This window comes from Psychroserpens sp. Hel_I_66, assembly GCF_000799465.1.
Lineage (GTDB): Bacteria > Bacteroidota > Bacteroidia > Flavobacteriales > Flavobacteriaceae > Psychroserpens.
Genome location: NZ_JUGU01000001.1, coordinates 1,550,001 through 1,567,355, shown reverse-complemented (window position 1 = coordinate 1,567,355; position 17,355 = coordinate 1,550,001). Strand labels below are relative to the sequence as shown.

Here is a 17,355-nt window from a genome sequence, read left to right as displayed (position 1 = left end):
TTATGAAACAACCTAACCAACTACAAGGCTACAAAGTCGATAAAAGCACTATCATTAGTTTAGAGAAAGGAAAAATACCACCTCAAGCTATTGATTTAGAGGAAGTTGTGCTTGGTGCAATGATGATTGATAAAAAAGGTGTTGATGAGGTTATTGATATACTAAGTACAGATGCTTTTTATAAAGATGCCCATAAACATATCTTTGAAGCAATTTTCAAATTATTTGAAAACAGTGAACCGGTCGATTTATTAACCGTTTCCAGTCAATTAAAAAAAGACGCAAAGTTAGATTTAGTTGGTGGTGATTTTTACTTGATTTCATTAACTCAACGTGTATCGTCATCTGCGCATATTGAGTTTCATGCACGTATTATTCTTCAAAAATATATTCAGCGTAGTTTGATTAAAATTTCCAACGAAATTATAGAAGAAGCATACGACGAGACTAAGGATGTTTTTGATTTATTGGATAATGCAGAAGCAAAATTGTATGAAGTTACGCAAGGTAATGTCAAAAAATCTACCGAAACCGCACAAAGCTTAGTTATCCAAGCCAAAAAGAAAATTGAGGAAATCTCCAATAAAGAGGGGATGAGTGGGATTCCAACAGGTTTCACCAAATTAGATCGATTGACTTCGGGTTGGCAGCCAAGTGATTTAATCATTATCGCAGCACGTCCAGGTATGGGTAAAACCGCATTAACCTTAACAATGGCGAGAAATATTGCAGTAGATAGTAATATTCCGGTAGCGTTCTTTTCATTAGAAATGTCATCGGTTCAATTGATAACGCGTTTAATTTCTTCGGAAACGAGCCTTTCTTCAGAAAAGTTAAGAACAGGAAAATTGGAAAAGCACGAGTGGGAACAGTTGAACGTTAAAGTGAAAACTTTAGAAAAAGCACCGTTATTTATTGACGACACACCATCACTTTCTATTTTTGATTTACGTGCAAAGGCTAGACGTTTAGCTTCACAATACGGAATCAAGGTCATAATGGTAGATTACTTACAGTTAATGACAGCTGGAGGAAGTCAAAAAGGAGGAAATCGTGAGCAAGAAATTTCAACAATTTCCCGAAATCTTAAAGCTTTGGCTAAAGAATTATCTATACCTGTTATAGCGCTATCGCAATTGTCACGTGCAGTTGAAACCCGTGGAGGAAGTAAACGTCCGTTACTTTCAGATTTACGTGAATCTGGAGCGATTGAGCAAGATGCAGATATTGTAAGCTTTATTTACAGACCAGAATACTACAAAATTGACGAGTGGGATGATGAGGAACGTTCACCAACCGAAGGTCAAGGAGAATTCATAGTCGCTAAGCATAGAAATGGTGGATTGGAAAACATACGATTAAAGTTTGTTGGTCATTTAGGTAAGTTTGATAACCTTGATGATTTTGATACACCATTTGGCGAATTCCATTCTAAAATGAATGCAGCAGCAAACGATGATACGTTTACTCCAGATAAATTTCCGTCTGCAAATGATGCTTTTGGTGCACCAGAAGAGGATGATAATGATGTGCCTTTTTAAATTTTAAGATAGTCTTAATTCAATTAAAGACATTTTCCATTAAATTTGCATTTGCTATTAAGAAAACAAACATTGCCTCATGTTAGAACAAAGACGTACTACTAATGTGCTACTATTATTTATAGTGGTTCCTTTGGTATTTTATCTACTCAAGATTTTATCATTTATATTTATTCCTTTAATTTCTTCGATGTTTATTGCATTATTGTTTTTGCCATTAATGCGTTGGTTGGGACGACGAAATGTACCAAGATTAATAAGTATCATCATCGTGATTTCGCTCATTGTTGTTGGCGTCATGATAGGAGTGGAGTTGGTGCAATTATCAAGTAAACAAATTCTATCAAATAATACAGGTTTTTTCGCTAAAGCAGAAGTTAAAATTAATGACTTAATGCTTTACATGCAAGATAAGGTTGGGATGGAGTATAATCCAGACGGTAATTTTTTGTCACAATTTTTTGCAAAAGATAATATAGGTTCTACAGTGGATTTCGTTAGAAAATTTCTAACCAATATTTTGATGATTGTTTTTTTTACTATTCTTTGGTTATCAGAGTCTATAAACATGCATCAAGTTTTGAACAATACGATTTTAAAGCGCAAGCATACCTCAGTAAAAGCGTTTATAAAAATAGAAAGAGATTTAATCACCTTTATTAAAGTTAAGTTTTTAGTTAGCGCTCTTACGGGATTATTTACTGGTTTAGCTTGTGTATATTTTGAAGTGAGCTTCCCTATATTTTGGGGTCTCTTTGGATTCTTAATCAATTTTGTACAAATGGTAGGCTCATTTATTTGCGTTATCCTGTTATCTATTTTTGCTTTTGTAGAATTAGATCCTACAAGTGCCTTATTGTTCTTTATTATTTCAATAACAGGAGTTCAGGTTGTTTTTGGAGCTATTTTAGAGCCTATATTTATGGGTAAATCATTTTCGATAAATGTTATAGCTGTGCTTATTATGCTCATGCTTTGGGGATTTATCTGGGGAATTCCAGGATTGATTATGGCAATTCCAATTACTGTGTTTATTAAAATTATTTTAGAGCAATTTCCAAATACCAAAACAATTGCGTCTCTACTCTCTGGTCCCGAGCGTTCCATAAAATCAATAAAAAAGTAGTATTTAATTACTTTGTAAATCTTAAAATTCTCTCACAAAATAATTATCTTTCTAGAATCAATTTAAGTATTAAATATGGTTCACGGTACGCACAATGCTGTCGCAGATGACAGAAATAAAGACATAGAGATTTATGTGAATGGAGACTATTTCCGAAGAGAAGATGCAAAAATATCTGTATTTGATAGCGGTTATCTTGTTGGAGATGGGATTTGGGAAGCGTTGCGTTTGCATAAAGGTGTTCTGGTTTTTTTAGAAGATCATTTAGATAGATTGTGGTCTTCTGCAGCAAGTGTTGGTATGGTATTTCCGTTTTCTAAAAAAGAACTGACTGCAATTGTCTGGGAAGTTTTGGATAAAAATAAAATGACAGATCATGTTCACGTTAGAATTATGATTACAAGAGGCATAAAAAAAACACCATCACAAGATCCTAGACTTACAATTTCCGGACCTAATATTGTTATTATACCAGAGTATAAAAAAGCTTCCCAAGACAGTAAAGAAAAAGGAATCACGCTTTTTACATCTACAATTAGACGTGGTTCGCCAGATTATTTAGATCCCAGACTTAATTGCCACAGTAAATTACACGAGGTCCAAGCGCTCATTCAAGCCATTGAAGCTGGAGCAGATGAAGCGTTAATGCTGGACGTCAATGGATTCGTTTCAACCTGTAATGCAACAAACTTTTTCGTCATAAAAAACAACGAAGTATGGACGTCTACCGGTAAATATTGTATGAACGGGATCACGAGAGCTAAAGTGATTGAGGCCTGCGAACGTAACGATATAGAGTGTCATGAAAAAGATTTTTCATTGTTTGATGTTTACGGAGCAGATGAGGCTTTTGTTACAGGAACTTTTGGAGGTCTAACTCCAGTGACAAAAATTGATGGTCGCACAATTGGTGACAAATCATATGGCGATATGACCAAAAAGTTAAGTAGATTATACAATGATTTAATTGCAGAAGCTGTTTTAAATGTCAAATAATGTAAAGCGAATTTCGGTTTGGTCTGGACCGCGTAATATTTCGACAGCTTTGATGTACAGTTTTGCACAACGTAAGGATACAAAGGTTTTTGATGAGCCTTTATATGGTTATTATCTTCGGAATTCTAAAGCTAGTGAATATCACCCTGGAGCAGAAGAGATATTAGCGACAATGGAGAATGATGGAGCAAAAGTGGTGGATATGATGCTTAATTCTTCGGAAGCAGAAGTGCTTTTCTTCAAGAATATGACGCATCATTTGTTAGATTTAGACCGTTCATTCATGAGCAAGTTGACTAATGTCATCCTTACTCGCGATCCAAAAGAAATGTTACCCTCGTTTGATAGAGTGATCAAAAACCCAACAATTGAGGATGTTGGCTATAAACTGCACGTAGATTTAATTAAAGAGTTTAAAAGCAAGAACATAGACTTTGTAGTTCTTGATGCCAAAAATGTATTGTTAAATCCTCAAAGTGTCTTGAGGAAATTATGTGATCATGTAGAAATTCCATTTGATGAACATATGCTTAATTGGCAACCCTCAAAACGTAAAGAGGATGGCGTTTGGTCTACATATTGGTATGAGAATGTGCATAAATCTTCTGGTTTTGCGAAATATGAGCCAAAAAAAGATTCATTTCCGAAGCATTTAAAATCATTATTAGAGGAGTGTTTACCTTATTATAATGAATTAAAAAAGTTAGCCTTAACCTAAAAAAAAGGTTTTAGCCAAAAAACTTTTAAAACTATATTAAACTATTAAGCTTCGGAATAATTTTTGAGTATATTTCAATTATGAAAAAGATAGTAACCCTAATTGTATTTTTATTTATTGTGGCACATTCTTATGCGTCGTATATATTAATCCCTATGGATGCTGAAGGTCAAAGCAATCATTTAAAAGCGTATGGTGTAACCTATTGGACGCTTGAAAAACAATTGAAAGTAAAATGGCTTTTAAACTATAAAGGAGGATCATTTTTGTTGCCAGATAGTGAAGAAATCCAAAGGGAATGCCAAATTAGAGGTGTGAGCTTTGAAGTGATATCTAATAGTAAAGCTGAAGAAATTCTGAATATGATTGCCAGTCCGTCACAAAATATGGAAGCGGTTGTCTTGGAAAAAGCCCCAAAAATAGCGGTTTATACACCTAAAGGTTTACAGCCTTGGGACGATGCTGTGACCATGGTTTTGACATATGCTGAAATACCTTACGAAACCATATACGATGAAGAAGTATTGAATGATGCTCTCCTTTTATACGATTGGTTGCATCTTCACCATGAAGATTTTACTGGACAATATGGCAAGTTTTATAGAGCTTATAGATCTGCTTCTTGGTATATCCAAGAAAAGAAAGAAGCTGAAGCTTTAGCAACAAAGTTGGGTTATTCTAAAGTTTCCGAAGAAAAATTAGCGGTTGCTAAAAAAATTAGGGAATATGTTATTGGTGGCGGTTTTATGTTTGCAATGTGCAGCGCTACAGATAGTTTTGATATTGCGCTGTCTGCCGATGGAGTGGATATTTGTGAACCTATGTTTGATGGTGATGGGAGTGATGCTGGCTACCAAAACAAGATTGATTATTCCAAAACCATGGCTTTTAAGGATTATTTGTTAGAAACAAGTCCCAATGTTTATGAGTTTTCTTCTATTGATATGACTAGAAAACGACGAATTCCGAAAACTACTGATTATTTTTCTCTTATGGAGTTTTCAGCAAAGTGGGATCCAATTCCTGCAATGCTCAATCAAAACCATACTGCTTTGGTAAAAGGTTTTATGGGACAAACGACCTCTTTTACTCGAGAAGAAATTAAGTCAAATGTGTTAGTATTAGGTGAGAATAAAACCAATGGCGAAGCTAAATACATCCATGGCATAAAAGGAAAAGGTTTTTTTACGTTTTATGGAGGACACGATCCTGAAGATTATACACACAAAGTAGGTGACCCAAAGACTGAATTAGATTTACATCCAACATCTCCTGGATATCGATTAATACTTAATAACGTGTTATTTCCAGCAGCAAAAAAGAAGAAACAGAAAACTTAATATGAAGTGTTTCTGGATTTCTTTTGTCTTTATATTTTTTCAAGTCTCTTTTGCACAAAATGATAGCTTATTTATTGATGGGCAACAACTTATTTATGAAAATAAATTTGATGAAGCTATCGACTTTTATAAAAATAGATTAGCAGAAACAGAAAATAGAGAACAGACTTTCGAAAGCTATATGGGATTAGCAGAAGTCTATAAACTGAATCTCGATTACAACCAAGCCAATGATTTTTATTTAAAAGCTTTTGAAATTGTCAAAGAAACCGATAACCCTCAACTTAAGTTTCTTTACCACGTAAAAATGGCGGAGTTTTACAGAAAACGAACGCTATTCAAAGAAGCAAGTACCGAGTTAGATAAGGCATCTTTAATTTTAAAGTATAATACGATTAGTGATGCGAGTCTGGTAAAATTCTACAGCAGGAAAGCAGCACTTTTCACTGAATATTTCCATAAACAAGATTCGACTTTGTTATATGCCGAAAGGGCATTAAAATTGGCCAAAAAAATCAATGATAAGGATAATATATTTTATTCTACCCTTGAAATTTCGGGAGTTTACGAAGATCAAAAGGAGTATGGTAAAGCCATTAGCTATCTCCAGGAGTTAATTGTATACGCACTAGAGAATAAACTTATTCAGCAAAGAGCAGATGCTTATGTTAATTATACAAGACTTTTAATAAAAGATAACCAGTTAAATAAAGCACTAACCGAAAGTCTAAAGGCTTTAGACTTTGCGAAGAAAAATGAATTGTTATATAACGAAATTCTTTTTACAGACAATACGCGTAATATCTACGAAAAATTAGGCAATACAAATAAAGCTTACGAATATCTGAAAATCAGGCTTCAACTTACAGATCAGTACTATCAATTGGAGCATAATAAATTTTTATTCGAACTCGAAGAAAAATATAAACTTGAAGACAAAGAGAACCAAATTAAAATCAACACACTTGAGATCGACAATCAAAACAAGGCTTTAGCAACTAACAAAACTAAGTTGTATGTAAGTATTGTGTTCTTGGTGTTTGCAATAGCTATTGCAATTTTAATTGCTCATTTCTTAAAAAAGGAAAAAAACAGTAATAAACAATTACAGGATTTATCACAAGAAAACGAGTTTTTATTAAGCGAGGCCAATCATCGCATAAATAATAATTTGCAATTGGTGGTGATTCTTATTTCAGATCAGTTAAAGAAAACTAAAGGTCAAGAAGGTTTTCAATTGAAAAATATCTTGACCAAAGTAGAAGCAATATCAACATTACACAAACATTTATATAAAAATGAAGACAAGAAAAAAGTTGATATTCATGATTATTTGAATGATGTTAAAGCTACCTTTTTTGAAGTTTTCAAGGAAAATGATATTCAGAATAAATTTCATATAGCATCCGCAGAAACTCCTACAGATTATGCCATGTATTTAGGTTTATTACTGACCGAACTTTACATCAACTCCATAAAACATGCTTTTGGATCACAAGATCATAAAGAAATTGATTTTGAATTAAAGTACGACGAAAACAATTTTTTATATTTCAATTATTCAGATAATGGAACACAGGCTAAGGGTAAAAAAATACAGCCAAAACTGATAGACAAAATCTGTCGCCAGTTGAAAATTGAATATGATATAGATACTACTAATGGTTTTAATTTTTCCTTTGAAAAAAAACTAAACAATGACTAACCAAAACTCCATTAAAATTCTAATTGTAGAAGACGATATCATCATTGCAGATTATATTGCAGAAATTTTACAAGACGCACATTTCAAAAAAATTAAAATTGCCAATGACCGTGAAAACGCTTTATTAGAAATGGCTTCTTTTTTACCAGACATTATTTTAATGGATATTAATTTAAGCGGTGTTAATTCTGGGATTGAACTTTCTAATTTAAAAAACAATAATGCAATCGTCATTTTCGTAACAGGTCAATATGATTTTGCTTTGATGAATGAAGCTTTAAAAACAAATCCTGATGCTTATTTGACAAAACCAATTAAGAAAGTAGATGTTTTGGCATCCATAAATTTAGCTTTACAGAAAAAACAAATACAGACCTTTCGGTTCAAAGATGGCTATGATACTGTTAATATAGAGTATTCGGATATTTTATATCTAAATGCAGATGGTAATTATGTACACATTGTTACAGATAGAAAAAAATATACCATCAGGCAATCTCTCAATGCAATGTTGAATAATCTTCCTTCGGAATTATTTAAACAAACCCACAGATCGTTCGTTGTAAATAAACAAAAGGTTCAGCGTCTATCAGCTTCTTCTGTAGTTATCGATAATGTGGAAATTCCTTTGTCTCGATCCTTTGCTAAGCAGTTCAAAAGTTTGTAAGACATTAACCCTAATATTAATATACTTTCTTCAATATTAAATATTCAATTCAGAAAACAATATTTTATCGTTTAAGTGTAAGTTATAACGATTAAAAGTCATTCACATACATAATATTGCACTTCAACCCTGTTTATTTGTATTTCATAGAGTTTGATTTAGTTTTGAGTAGTATTAAACTAATCTAAACAAATACCTATGAAATTTAAACTTTACTTTTTTTTATTGGCTTTTATAAGTCTAAATTTTGCGGTAGCGCAAAATTACGATCATGTATACAGCAAGGTCATTGGGATATATCAGCAACCGAGTTGGGTAACTGGACAAGAGTACGAAATCGAAAATTTTTCAAATTTCTCAAAATGTCACACAAATATTGATGTCAATTACACATTTAATCTCGAGGCAGGTGCTACTGGAGTTATTAAAATGTATGCGGTAAATAGTACTGGTGAAAATTTAATAAATTCTATAAATGTAACTAACAATCCTGTGAGTGGTTCCTTTACAATACCAGCAGGTTTATTGCCCATAGATCAATTTTTAATTAAATGGCAAATTGGTAATACCACTTCATCTAATTTCATTTATGAGAATTTCACGTTTACTGTTAATAGTCCAGAAGCATCGATGCCAACGGAGCCAGTTGTAGAGGATGTTTATTACTCTGTTGGAGAAGTTTCGACGGAGTTGTCTGCTAATGGAACAGACCTTAAATGGTATACGTCAAATACAGGAGGAATGCCAAGTACAACAGCGCCAATACCAAATACAAATTCTATTGGTATTACTACTTATTATGTAACTCAAAGTGATGCAGGAGGTTGTGAAAGCAGAAGAAAACCAATAAATGTCTATGTAGCAGAGCTTGCCACTCACTTAAATTTTGATGGTATAGATGATTATGTTGCTTTACCAAACAATGTCGGTAGTACATTAAGTGGTGGTACAGAGTTGACTATTGAATATTGGTTCAAAGGAAGTAGAGTACAAAGCGCTGTTCGTTTTCAGAATAATCCAAACGATTTTATAGTAGCTGGTTGGGGTGGAGGAAATCCTCAATTTATAGTTTCTACAGATGGAGGTGTTAATGGCTTAGAAATAGGAACTACATCAGAAGTTGAAGACAATACATGGCATCATGTCGCATGTGTATGGAAAAAGAATGATGTTTTCGCAACTTATCTGGATGGTGTTTTACAAAACTCCCGCCCAGCTGCAGATGTAAATCTTCCTGTTTTTTCAGGAAGTGTTGGGAATCTAGGAAATTTACCAGGCTTTAGTGAATATACCAATGGTAATTTAGATGATGTACGTATTTGGAATGTTGCTAGAACAGCAGAACAAATTAGCGCAAGTAAAAATTGTGAATTACAAGGTAATGAAACGGGATTAGTAGCCTACTATAATTTTAATCAAGGTTATGCTGAAGTAGCAAACCCAAGTATTAGTTCATTAACAAATGCTACTACCAATGTTAATGATGCAACATTAACAAATTTTGCATTATCAGGTTCGAGTTCAAACTGGTTAGCTGGTTCTCCAGTAACAACAGGTTCAATAATTCCTTCCGAAGCAACAGTAACTACAGCAGTTATTTATACTCAAGGTGATATAGCCCAAGCCCTAACAGCTTCAATAGGTACAAACGGTACAGGATTGTTATGGTACACATCAGCAACTGGTGATACAGGTTCTACAACAGCACCTACACCAGATACAGCAACAGTTGGGTCAACGTCTTATTGGGTATCAAGTACTAACGCCAATGGTTGTGAGAGTGAAAGAACAGAAATTATAGTTGCAGTGGTGTTACCTGCAACACATTTAAATTTTGATGGAGTTAATGATTATGTTCCTTTATCTACAACCCCAACCAATATTCCAAGTGGAAATTCAAACTATACCATTGAAGCAATGATAAATCCATCTCAAATAGGAGACAGAGGTATTGTTGGATGGGGAGATTATGGTATTACAAATAAAACAAATGCTTTTCGACTTACTACAACTGGTTTAGTTAATTATTGGTGGGCAAATGATTTGTTTATTCCATACACTTTTATAACTAATACATGGTATCATGTGGCAGCAACCTATGATGGAACAACAAGAAGTATTTATGTTGATGGAGTTTTAATAGGTTCAGACACTCCTACTGCTTCTTCACATAATTTAACTAACACAAGTAATGTAACCATTGGTAGAACTTTGAATTCTGAATATTTTAGCGGTTCTATAGATGAGGTTCGCATTTGGAATGTTCCAAGAACAGCAGAACAAATTAAGGGTTCAAAAAATTGTGAATTACAAGGTTCTGAAACTGGGTTAGTAGTCTACTATAAATTTAACCAAGGAAGCGATGCATCGGGAAATACGAGTGTATTAACTCTAGCAGATGCTAGTGCCAATGCAAATAACGGAACTTTAACTAATTTTGATAACAGGAACAACTTCAAATTGGGTTGCTGGTTCTCCAGTAACAACAGGTACAATAATTCCTTCTGAAGCTTCAGTTTCTACACCAGTAATCTATAATCAAGGTGATACTGCAGCACAATTAACAGCTACAACAGGAGCAAATGGTTCAGGGTTACTATGGTATACTACAGCAACTGGTGGTACAGGCACAACAACAGCACCAATACCAGATACTTCAACAATAGGTTCAACATCCTATTGGGTATCTAGCACAAATATTAATAATTGCGAAAGTGAACGCGAAGAAATAGTAGTAAATGTTGAAGAAACTTTGGGTGTTGAGGAAAATGAATTATTTAGTAATATTCGTGTTTATCCAAATCCAACAAACGGTTTACTTAATATATCCAATGCTTTGGAAGCTGATTTCCAAATTTCGGTTTACGATATTAATGGAAGATTGCTGTTAAGTAAAACTTGCGAACAAACTTTAAATACAATGAACATTTCAAGTTTAAGCAACGGAATGTATCTTATAAAAATAAAATCGGAATTTGGCGAAATTTCGAAAAGAGTGATTAAATTTTAGGGATAATCATAACTTGGGAAAAAGGGCGCAGTGATGCGCCTTTTTTTTTCTGGTAGCAAAGAGATATTTTTAAATATAGTTTTATATCAATCCTTCAAAAAGTAGAAATAAAAAACTTCCATTTTTAAAAAGTATGTTTGGTAAACTAATTAAAAATAAGATTATAAAGTAATAATAAAGTCATTTGAATCAATTTAAATGGCTTGTTTTATTTAATTTTAATGCTAAAATTAATACGATGGCAACAAAAGAAATCATTTTAAACAAAATCCAGATTCTAATCACAAACCATTTTAAAACTCCTGAGGCTGCTTTCGCGTTTTTTGACGAAAATAGCGATGGTAAATTATCCAAATCTGAAATTAAGGAACTTTTAAAACAGGCAGAGATAAGTGGCTTTATAAGAGGAATGGTAGCTGGTAAACTTATAGAAGGATATGATAAGGATGGTGATGAATTAATTGATTGGACAGAGTTCAAGCTTGCGATTAATGAAATTTCAGATACCAACAATAAATAAATAACTCGTGATATTCGCCCTAAAACAATTTTTTAAACTCTTTTTCTATTCGATTTTATTCTGGTCGTTTGCTTTTTGCTTTTTTATTTTAATAAGATATTATGGCAGGCATCAGGAGCAGGTGAGCGCTGTTAATTTGAGTAAATCTATTTCAGTGATAGAGTATTTGATGTTTGGCGTTATTTTGGGTATAATGGTAGCGATAGTTTATAGTATCATAGAATTCCTTTTTGACAAACTTCTCTCTAAGATACTGCACTTAGGACTTATAGTTCTTTTCAAATCGTTTATATATTTTATTTTTTTAGTTTTTTCTCTAACACTAGTAGCTCATTTAGCAGAAGGCTACATAAACGTAGATTTTCCCAATCATAGAGGCTGGTGGTTGACTAATAGAATATTTTGGATGGTTACAGCATATTTTATAATATGCTCTTTGTTGTTTTCCTTTTTAAGAATTGCTAATAATAAATTTGGAAAAGGGGTAATCTTAAACATGATTTTAGGGCGTTACAGAAATCCTAGAGAAGTTGAGCGCATTCTTATGTTTATTGATTTGAAGTCGTCAACTACCATAGCGGAAGAATTGGGTCATTTAAAATACAGTCGTTTTATTCAAGACTGCTTTTATTATCTTAATAGGATCATTACTAAATATGATGCAGAAATATATCAATATGTAGGTGATGAAGCAGTAATAACCTGGAAACTCAAAAAGGGGATTAAAAACTTAAATTGTATTAATTTGTTTTTTGATTACGATAGGAAGATAAAGAAACATTCTAAATATTACATTAAAAAATATGGTGTAGTACCAGAGTTTAAGGCTGGATTACATTCAGGAAAAATTATTATAGCAGAGGTAGGTACCGTAAAAAAAGAATTGGCCTATCATGGAGATGTTATCAACACAACGTCAAGAATACAGGAGCAATGTAATGTGTATAAAGAGTCTTTGTTAATTTCTGAAGACCTATTAAAGCTAATAAATCTTTCAGGAAAATACCAATCAATCTCTTTAGGTGATGAGCTTTTAGAAGGAAAGACCGAAGAATTAAAATTACATGCAGTTCATAGATTGTAAATCATTAATTCAAGAAATTCAAATAAAAAAACCGACTCAGAAGTGAGTCGGTTTTTTTTATAAGCGAATTGTTATTGTTATTAGGCGAAAGCCTTTATTTAACTTTGTTTATTATTGCTTCAAAAGCTTCTGGATGATTCATAGCTAAATCGGCAAGAACCTTACGGTTTAATTCGATATTATTAGCTTTTAATCCTCCCATAAATTTTGAATAGCTCATTCCATGCTGTCTTGCACCTGCGTTAATACGCATAATCCATAACGAACGGAATGTTCTCTTTTTAACTCTGCGGTCTCTATACGAGTATTGCATCGCTTTATCAACCGCATTTTTTGCTACTGTCCAAACGTTTTTACGTCTTCCAAAGTAACCTTTTGCTTGCTTAAGAACCTTTTTTCTTCTGGCTCTTTTTGCTACTGAATTTACTGATCTTGGCATTTCTTAATTGTTTTTTTGTAGTAGGCGACCGAAGTTTTCGATACTTGCTAAATTTTTTTGCCTAACTCCAGGGTTTATAATTTGTTTTAACCGCTTAAAACAATATTACTTTAAACGTAACATTGTTTTAATGTTATCCTCATCTGCTTTGTGTACTAAAGCATCATGGGTTAACCTTAGCTTACGCTTTTTAGATTTTTTTGTCAAAATATGACTCTTAAAAGCGTGTTTCCTTTTAATTTTACCAGTACCTGTAAGCTTAAAACGCTTTTTGGCACTAGATTTTGTTTTCATTTTAGGCATTGTTTCCTATTTTTATTTACGATTCGCTTATTATCTTTTATACTGTCTCGAAGCGTCGAGTTCAGTTTACTTTACTTTTTTTGGAGCGATGAACATTGTCATTCGCTTTCCTTCCAATCTAGGCATTTGTTCAACTTTACCCAATTCTTCCAAATCTTGGGCTAATCTCAATAATAAGATTTGTCCTTGTTCTTTAAATATGATTGAACGTCCTTTAAAAAACACAAAGGCTTTTAATTTTGCTCCATCTTTTAAAAACTTTTCGGCATGTTTCTTTTTAAACTCGTAATCATGATCATCTGTTTGAGGACCAAAACGAATTTCCTTGATTGTTACCTTAGTGGCTTTAGATTTTAGAGCTTTATCACGTTTCTTTTGTTCATAAAGAAACTTCTTATAGTCCATAACCTTGCACACTGGAGGATCAGCTTTAGGTGAAATTTCAACAAGATCTAACCCTTGCTCATCCGCAATGGCTAAAGCGTCTTTTGTTGCATAAATACCAATCTCTACATTGTCGCCTACAAGTCTTATCTTTTCGGCTCTAATTTTAGAGTTAATTTTGTGTTGATCTTCTTTTACTACTCGCTTAGAGTTGTGTCTTCTACGTATTGCTATGGCTTATATATTTTAATTAAACTTATTTATTTAAATGTTTTTAATGTCTTTTTGACTTCATTATCAATAATTTCTGAAAACTCTTGTACACTAATCATGCCCAAATCTTCACCACCATGTTTCCTAACAGAAATCTTATTGTCATTCTCTTCATTCTCGCCAATAATAACCATGAAAGGTATTTTGTTCATTTCCGCCTCACGGATTTTCTTACCTATAGTTTCATTTCTATTATCTGCAAGGGCGCGAATTTCGTGATTTTCTAGCAAATTTAAAACTTTTTCAGCGTATTTTTCATATTTCTCACTTAATGATAACACAATAACCTGCTCAGGGACCAACCATAGCGGGAAATTCCCACCGGTATGCTCTAGCAAAATAGCAATAAACCGTTCCATACTTCCAAATGGAGCACGATGAATCATAACTGGCCTATGTAGTTCGTTATCACTTCCTTTATATGTCAAATCAAATCGCTCAGGTAAATTATAGTCTACTTGAATTGTACCAAGTTGCCAATTTCTCCCTAAGGCATCCTTCACCATGAAGTCTAATTTAGGGCCATAAAAAGCAGCTTCTCCAGTTTCTACAACATAATCTAATCCTTTATCTATCGCTGCATTTAGTATCGCATCTTCAGCTTTTTTCCAATTTTCATCGCTTCCAATATATTTCTCTGGATTTTCAGGATCTCTTAATGAAACCTGAGCTTTAAAATTTTCAAATCCTAAAGAACCAAAAACATACAATACCAAATCGATAACATCTTTAAATTCTTTATCTAATTGATCGGGTGTGCAAAAGATATGAGCATCATCCTGAGTAAATCCTCTAACCCTTGTAAGTCCATGTAATTCTCCACTCTGCTCATATCTATATACAGTGCCAAATTCGGCATATCTTTTAGGAAGTTCTTTGTAAGAGAAGGGTTTTGTGTTATAAATTTCACAGTGATGAGGGCAGTTCATAGGTTTCAGCAAAAATTCTTCACCCTCATTTGGTGTTTTTATTGATTGAAAACTATCTTCACCGTATTTTGCGAAATGTCCTGAAGTCACATAAAGTTCTTTTTGTCCAATGTGAGGAGTTACCACCATTTCATAACCTGCTTTTTTCTGCGCACTTTTTAAGAAATTTTCAAGTCGTTCTCTTAAAGCAGCTCCTTTCGGTAGCCATAGAGGCAGACCTTGTCCAACTTTTTGGGAGAAGGTAAAAAGTTCCAACTCTTTTCCTAGTTTTCTATGATCGCGTTTTTTCGCTTCTTCAAGTAACTCCAAATACTCTGTTAATTCTTTTTGCTTCGGAAAAGAGATACCATAAACTCTAGTCAGTTGTTTGTTGTTTTCGTCACCTCTCCAATAAGCACCCGCAACGGATAGTAATTTTACAGCTTTTATAATTCCTGTATTAGGAATGTGACCTCCTCGGCATAAATCGGTAAAAGTGGAATGATCACAGAAGGTGATTGTACCATCTTCTAAGTTTTCAATCAGTTCAACTTTGTATTCATTATTTTGAGACCGGTATAATGATAAAGCTTCCTCTTTTGAAACAGATCGCATTTTAAATTCATGCTTACCTCTTGCTATTTCTAGCATTTTATTTTCAATAGTCTTAAAATCTTTCTCTGAAATTGAATGGTCACCAAGATCAACATCATAATAAAAACCATTTTCAATAGCAGGGCCAATTGATAATTTTATACCTGGGTAAAGTTCTTCAAGTGCTTGCGCCAATAAATGGGAAGACGAATGCCAAAAGGCTTTTTTGCCTTCTTCGTTTGACCATGTATATAATATTAATGAACCATCTTTATATAATGGAGTAGAAGATTCAATAGTGTCATTATTGAAATTTGCTGAAATCACATTTCTAGCAAAGCCATCACTAATGCTCTTTGCAACATCCATAGGGGTAGTACCTTCTTCAAAAGTTTTAATTGTACCGTCAGGTAAAGTAATATCTATCATAATAGTGACCAAATAATTAAGAGGTCAAAGATAGTGTCTTAAATATTTACATACAATATATATTATGTATTAATATGTTGATATTATAATTAACCTTTTGGAAAGAAATATTCCACCTAACCAGTTCAGAATAAGGGTGTGTGGTTTGGTTATAAAAAATAATCAAAAAAAAGGCACAAAAAGTTTTGGTCGTAATAGAAAAGAGGTTGTATATTTGCACCCGCTAAGCGCATAAGCTTAGTCAAGTTCTTTAGCAGGTTTCGTTTTTTATTGGGTTTGAAAAAAAAAACAAAAAAAACGTAATAAGTTTTGCGGGAATAAAAAAAGGGTTTTATATTTGCACCCGCTAAAGCAGTAAAGTGCTTTTGCAAAGAGAAGATAAAGTTCATTAACATATTGAATTGACAGCGTAAGTAGGTAACCGGAAACGGTTTCCTACAGACAAAAGAACAGACCATTTTGAGTACTGAAATTAAACAATTTCGATTAGTTGTTAAGACACAGTCGCAAGACTAAAAATTTAACGATGAAGAGTTTGATCCTGGCTCAGGATGAACGCTAGCGGCAGGCCTAACACATGCAAGTCGAACGGTAACATTGGTGCTTGCACCAGATGACGAGTGGCGCACGGGTGCGTAACGCGTATACAATCTACCTTTTACAGGGGGATAGCCTTTAGAAATGAAGATTAATATCCCATGGCATAACGATATGGCATCATATTGTTATTAAAGTTTCGGCGGTAAAAGATGAGTATGCGTTCTATTAGCTAGATGGTGTGGTAACGGCACACCATGGCAACGATAGATAGGGGCCCTGAGAGGGGGATCCCCCACACTGGTACTGAGACACGGACCAGACTCCTACGGGAGGCAGCAGTGAGGAATATTGGACAATGGAGGCAACTCTGATCCAGCCATGCCGCGTGCAGGAAGACTGCCCTATGGGTTGTAAACTGCTTTTATACAGGAAGAAACCGCCCTACGTGTAGGGCTCTGACGGTACTGTAAGAATAAGGATCGGCTAACTCCGTGCCAGCAGCCGCGGTAATACGGAGGATCCAAGCGTTATCCGGAATCATTGGGTTTAAAGGGTCCGTAGGTGGATAATTAAGTCAGGGGTGAAAGTCTGCAGCTCAACTGTAGAATTGCCTTTGATACTGGTTATCTTGAGTTATTATGAAGTAGTTAGAATATGTAGTGTAGCGGTGAAATGCATAGATATTACATAGAATACCAATTGCGAAGGCAGATTACTAATAATCAACTGACACTGATGGACGAAAGCGTGGGGAGCGAACAGGATTAGATACCCTGGT

Annotated in this window: 15 protein-coding genes and 1 rRNA gene (1 of these 16 cut by a window edge); 12 read left to right on the top strand and 4 right to left on the bottom strand. The window is 33.8% G+C overall.

Translation table 11 applies throughout. The features are described 5' to 3' along the window. Nucleotides 1-2: 2 nt before the first annotated feature. The 11 genes from dnaB (at nucleotide 3) to GQ40_RS07065 (ending at nucleotide 12,707) form a co-directional block, all read left to right on the top strand. Complete coding sequence (gene dnaB / locus GQ40_RS07115; RefSeq protein ID WP_047547022.1) at nucleotides 3-1,541, top strand: replicative DNA helicase; 1,539 nt, start codon at nucleotides 3-5, stop codon at nucleotides 1,539-1,541. A 79-nt stretch (nucleotides 1,542-1,620) separates the two neighbouring features. Further along, nucleotides 1,621-2,667, top strand: coding sequence for an AI-2E family transporter (locus tag GQ40_RS07110; RefSeq protein WP_047547020.1), 1,047 nt, complete (start codon nucleotides 1,621-1,623; stop codon nucleotides 2,665-2,667). A 75-nt stretch (nucleotides 2,668-2,742) separates the two neighbouring features. Further along, nucleotides 2,743-3,663: an aminotransferase class IV gene (locus GQ40_RS07105; RefSeq protein ID WP_047547017.1), complete on the top strand. Its 921-nt coding sequence runs from the start codon at nucleotides 2,743-2,745 to the stop codon at nucleotides 3,661-3,663. Beyond that, on the top strand, nucleotides 3,653-4,381 hold the full coding sequence (locus GQ40_RS07100; protein WP_047547015.1) for a hypothetical protein: 729 nt from the start codon (nucleotides 3,653-3,655) through the stop codon (nucleotides 4,379-4,381). The genes GQ40_RS07105 and GQ40_RS07100 overlap by 11 nt, the downstream gene beginning before the upstream one ends. Nucleotides 4,382-4,536: 155 nt before the next feature. Beyond that, nucleotides 4,537-5,721, top strand: coding sequence for a hypothetical protein (locus GQ40_RS07095; protein WP_047551635.1), 1,185 nt, complete (start codon nucleotides 4,537-4,539; stop codon nucleotides 5,719-5,721). A gap of 1 nt (nucleotide 5,722) precedes the next feature. Beyond that, the gene (locus tag GQ40_RS07090) at nucleotides 5,723-7,426 is read left to right on the top strand and encodes a sensor histidine kinase (protein ID WP_047547014.1); all 1,704 of its coding nucleotides are present in this window, start codon (nucleotides 5,723-5,725) and stop codon (nucleotides 7,424-7,426) included. After that, nucleotides 7,419-8,093, top strand: coding sequence for a LytR/AlgR family response regulator transcription factor (locus GQ40_RS07085; protein WP_047547011.1), 675 nt, complete (start codon nucleotides 7,419-7,421; stop codon nucleotides 8,091-8,093). The genes GQ40_RS07090 and GQ40_RS07085 overlap by 8 nt, the downstream gene beginning before the upstream one ends. A gap of 198 nt (nucleotides 8,094-8,291) precedes the next feature. Beyond that, entirely contained in the window at nucleotides 8,292-10,601 is a 2,310-nt protein-coding gene (locus GQ40_RS07080) for a LamG-like jellyroll fold domain-containing protein (protein ID WP_047547008.1), read from the top strand. Beyond that, a complete protein-coding gene (locus GQ40_RS07075; protein ID WP_047547005.1) occupies nucleotides 10,531-11,103 on the top strand; it encodes a T9SS type A sorting domain-containing protein in 573 nt (190 codons plus the stop codon). The genes GQ40_RS07080 and GQ40_RS07075 overlap by 71 nt, the downstream gene beginning before the upstream one ends. A gap of 238 nt (nucleotides 11,104-11,341) precedes the next feature. Next, nucleotides 11,342-11,623, top strand: coding sequence for an EF-hand domain-containing protein (locus GQ40_RS07070; protein WP_047547003.1), 282 nt, complete (start codon nucleotides 11,342-11,344; stop codon nucleotides 11,621-11,623). 154 nt (nucleotides 11,624-11,777) lie between these two features. Next, nucleotides 11,778-12,707, top strand: a complete 930-nt coding sequence (locus GQ40_RS07065; RefSeq protein ID WP_231565553.1) for an adenylate/guanylate cyclase domain-containing protein — start codon at nucleotides 11,778-11,780, stop codon at nucleotides 12,705-12,707. A gap of 94 nt (nucleotides 12,708-12,801) precedes the next feature. On the opposite strand, the gene rplT is transcribed toward GQ40_RS07065, so the two are convergent. The 4 genes from rplT to thrS all read right to left on the bottom strand — a co-directional run bounded on the left by rplT (nucleotide 12,802) and on the right by thrS (nucleotide 16,037). Beyond that, the gene (gene rplT / locus GQ40_RS07060; RefSeq protein ID WP_047547001.1) at nucleotides 12,802-13,146 is read right to left on the bottom strand and encodes a 50S ribosomal protein L20; all 345 of its coding nucleotides are present in this window, start codon (nucleotides 13,144-13,146) and stop codon (nucleotides 12,802-12,804) included. Between the two features lie 105 nt (nucleotides 13,147-13,251). Then, entirely contained in the window at nucleotides 13,252-13,449 is a 198-nt protein-coding gene (gene rpmI / locus GQ40_RS07055) for a 50S ribosomal protein L35 (RefSeq protein WP_047546999.1), read from the bottom strand. 66 nt (nucleotides 13,450-13,515) lie between these two features. Beyond that, nucleotides 13,516-14,061, bottom strand: coding sequence for a translation initiation factor IF-3 (gene infC, locus GQ40_RS07050; RefSeq protein WP_081990183.1), 546 nt, complete (start codon nucleotides 14,059-14,061; stop codon nucleotides 13,516-13,518). Nucleotides 14,062-14,093: 32 nt separating this feature from the next. Further along, nucleotides 14,094-16,037: a threonine--tRNA ligase gene (thrS, locus tag GQ40_RS07045; protein WP_047546995.1), complete on the bottom strand. Its 1,944-nt coding sequence runs from the start codon at nucleotides 16,035-16,037 to the stop codon at nucleotides 14,094-14,096. 523 nt (nucleotides 16,038-16,560) lie between these two features. Here thrS and GQ40_RS07040 point away from each other — a divergent pair. Then, nucleotides 16,561-17,355 (top strand): 16S ribosomal RNA (locus tag GQ40_RS07040) (it continues 727 nt past the right edge of the window).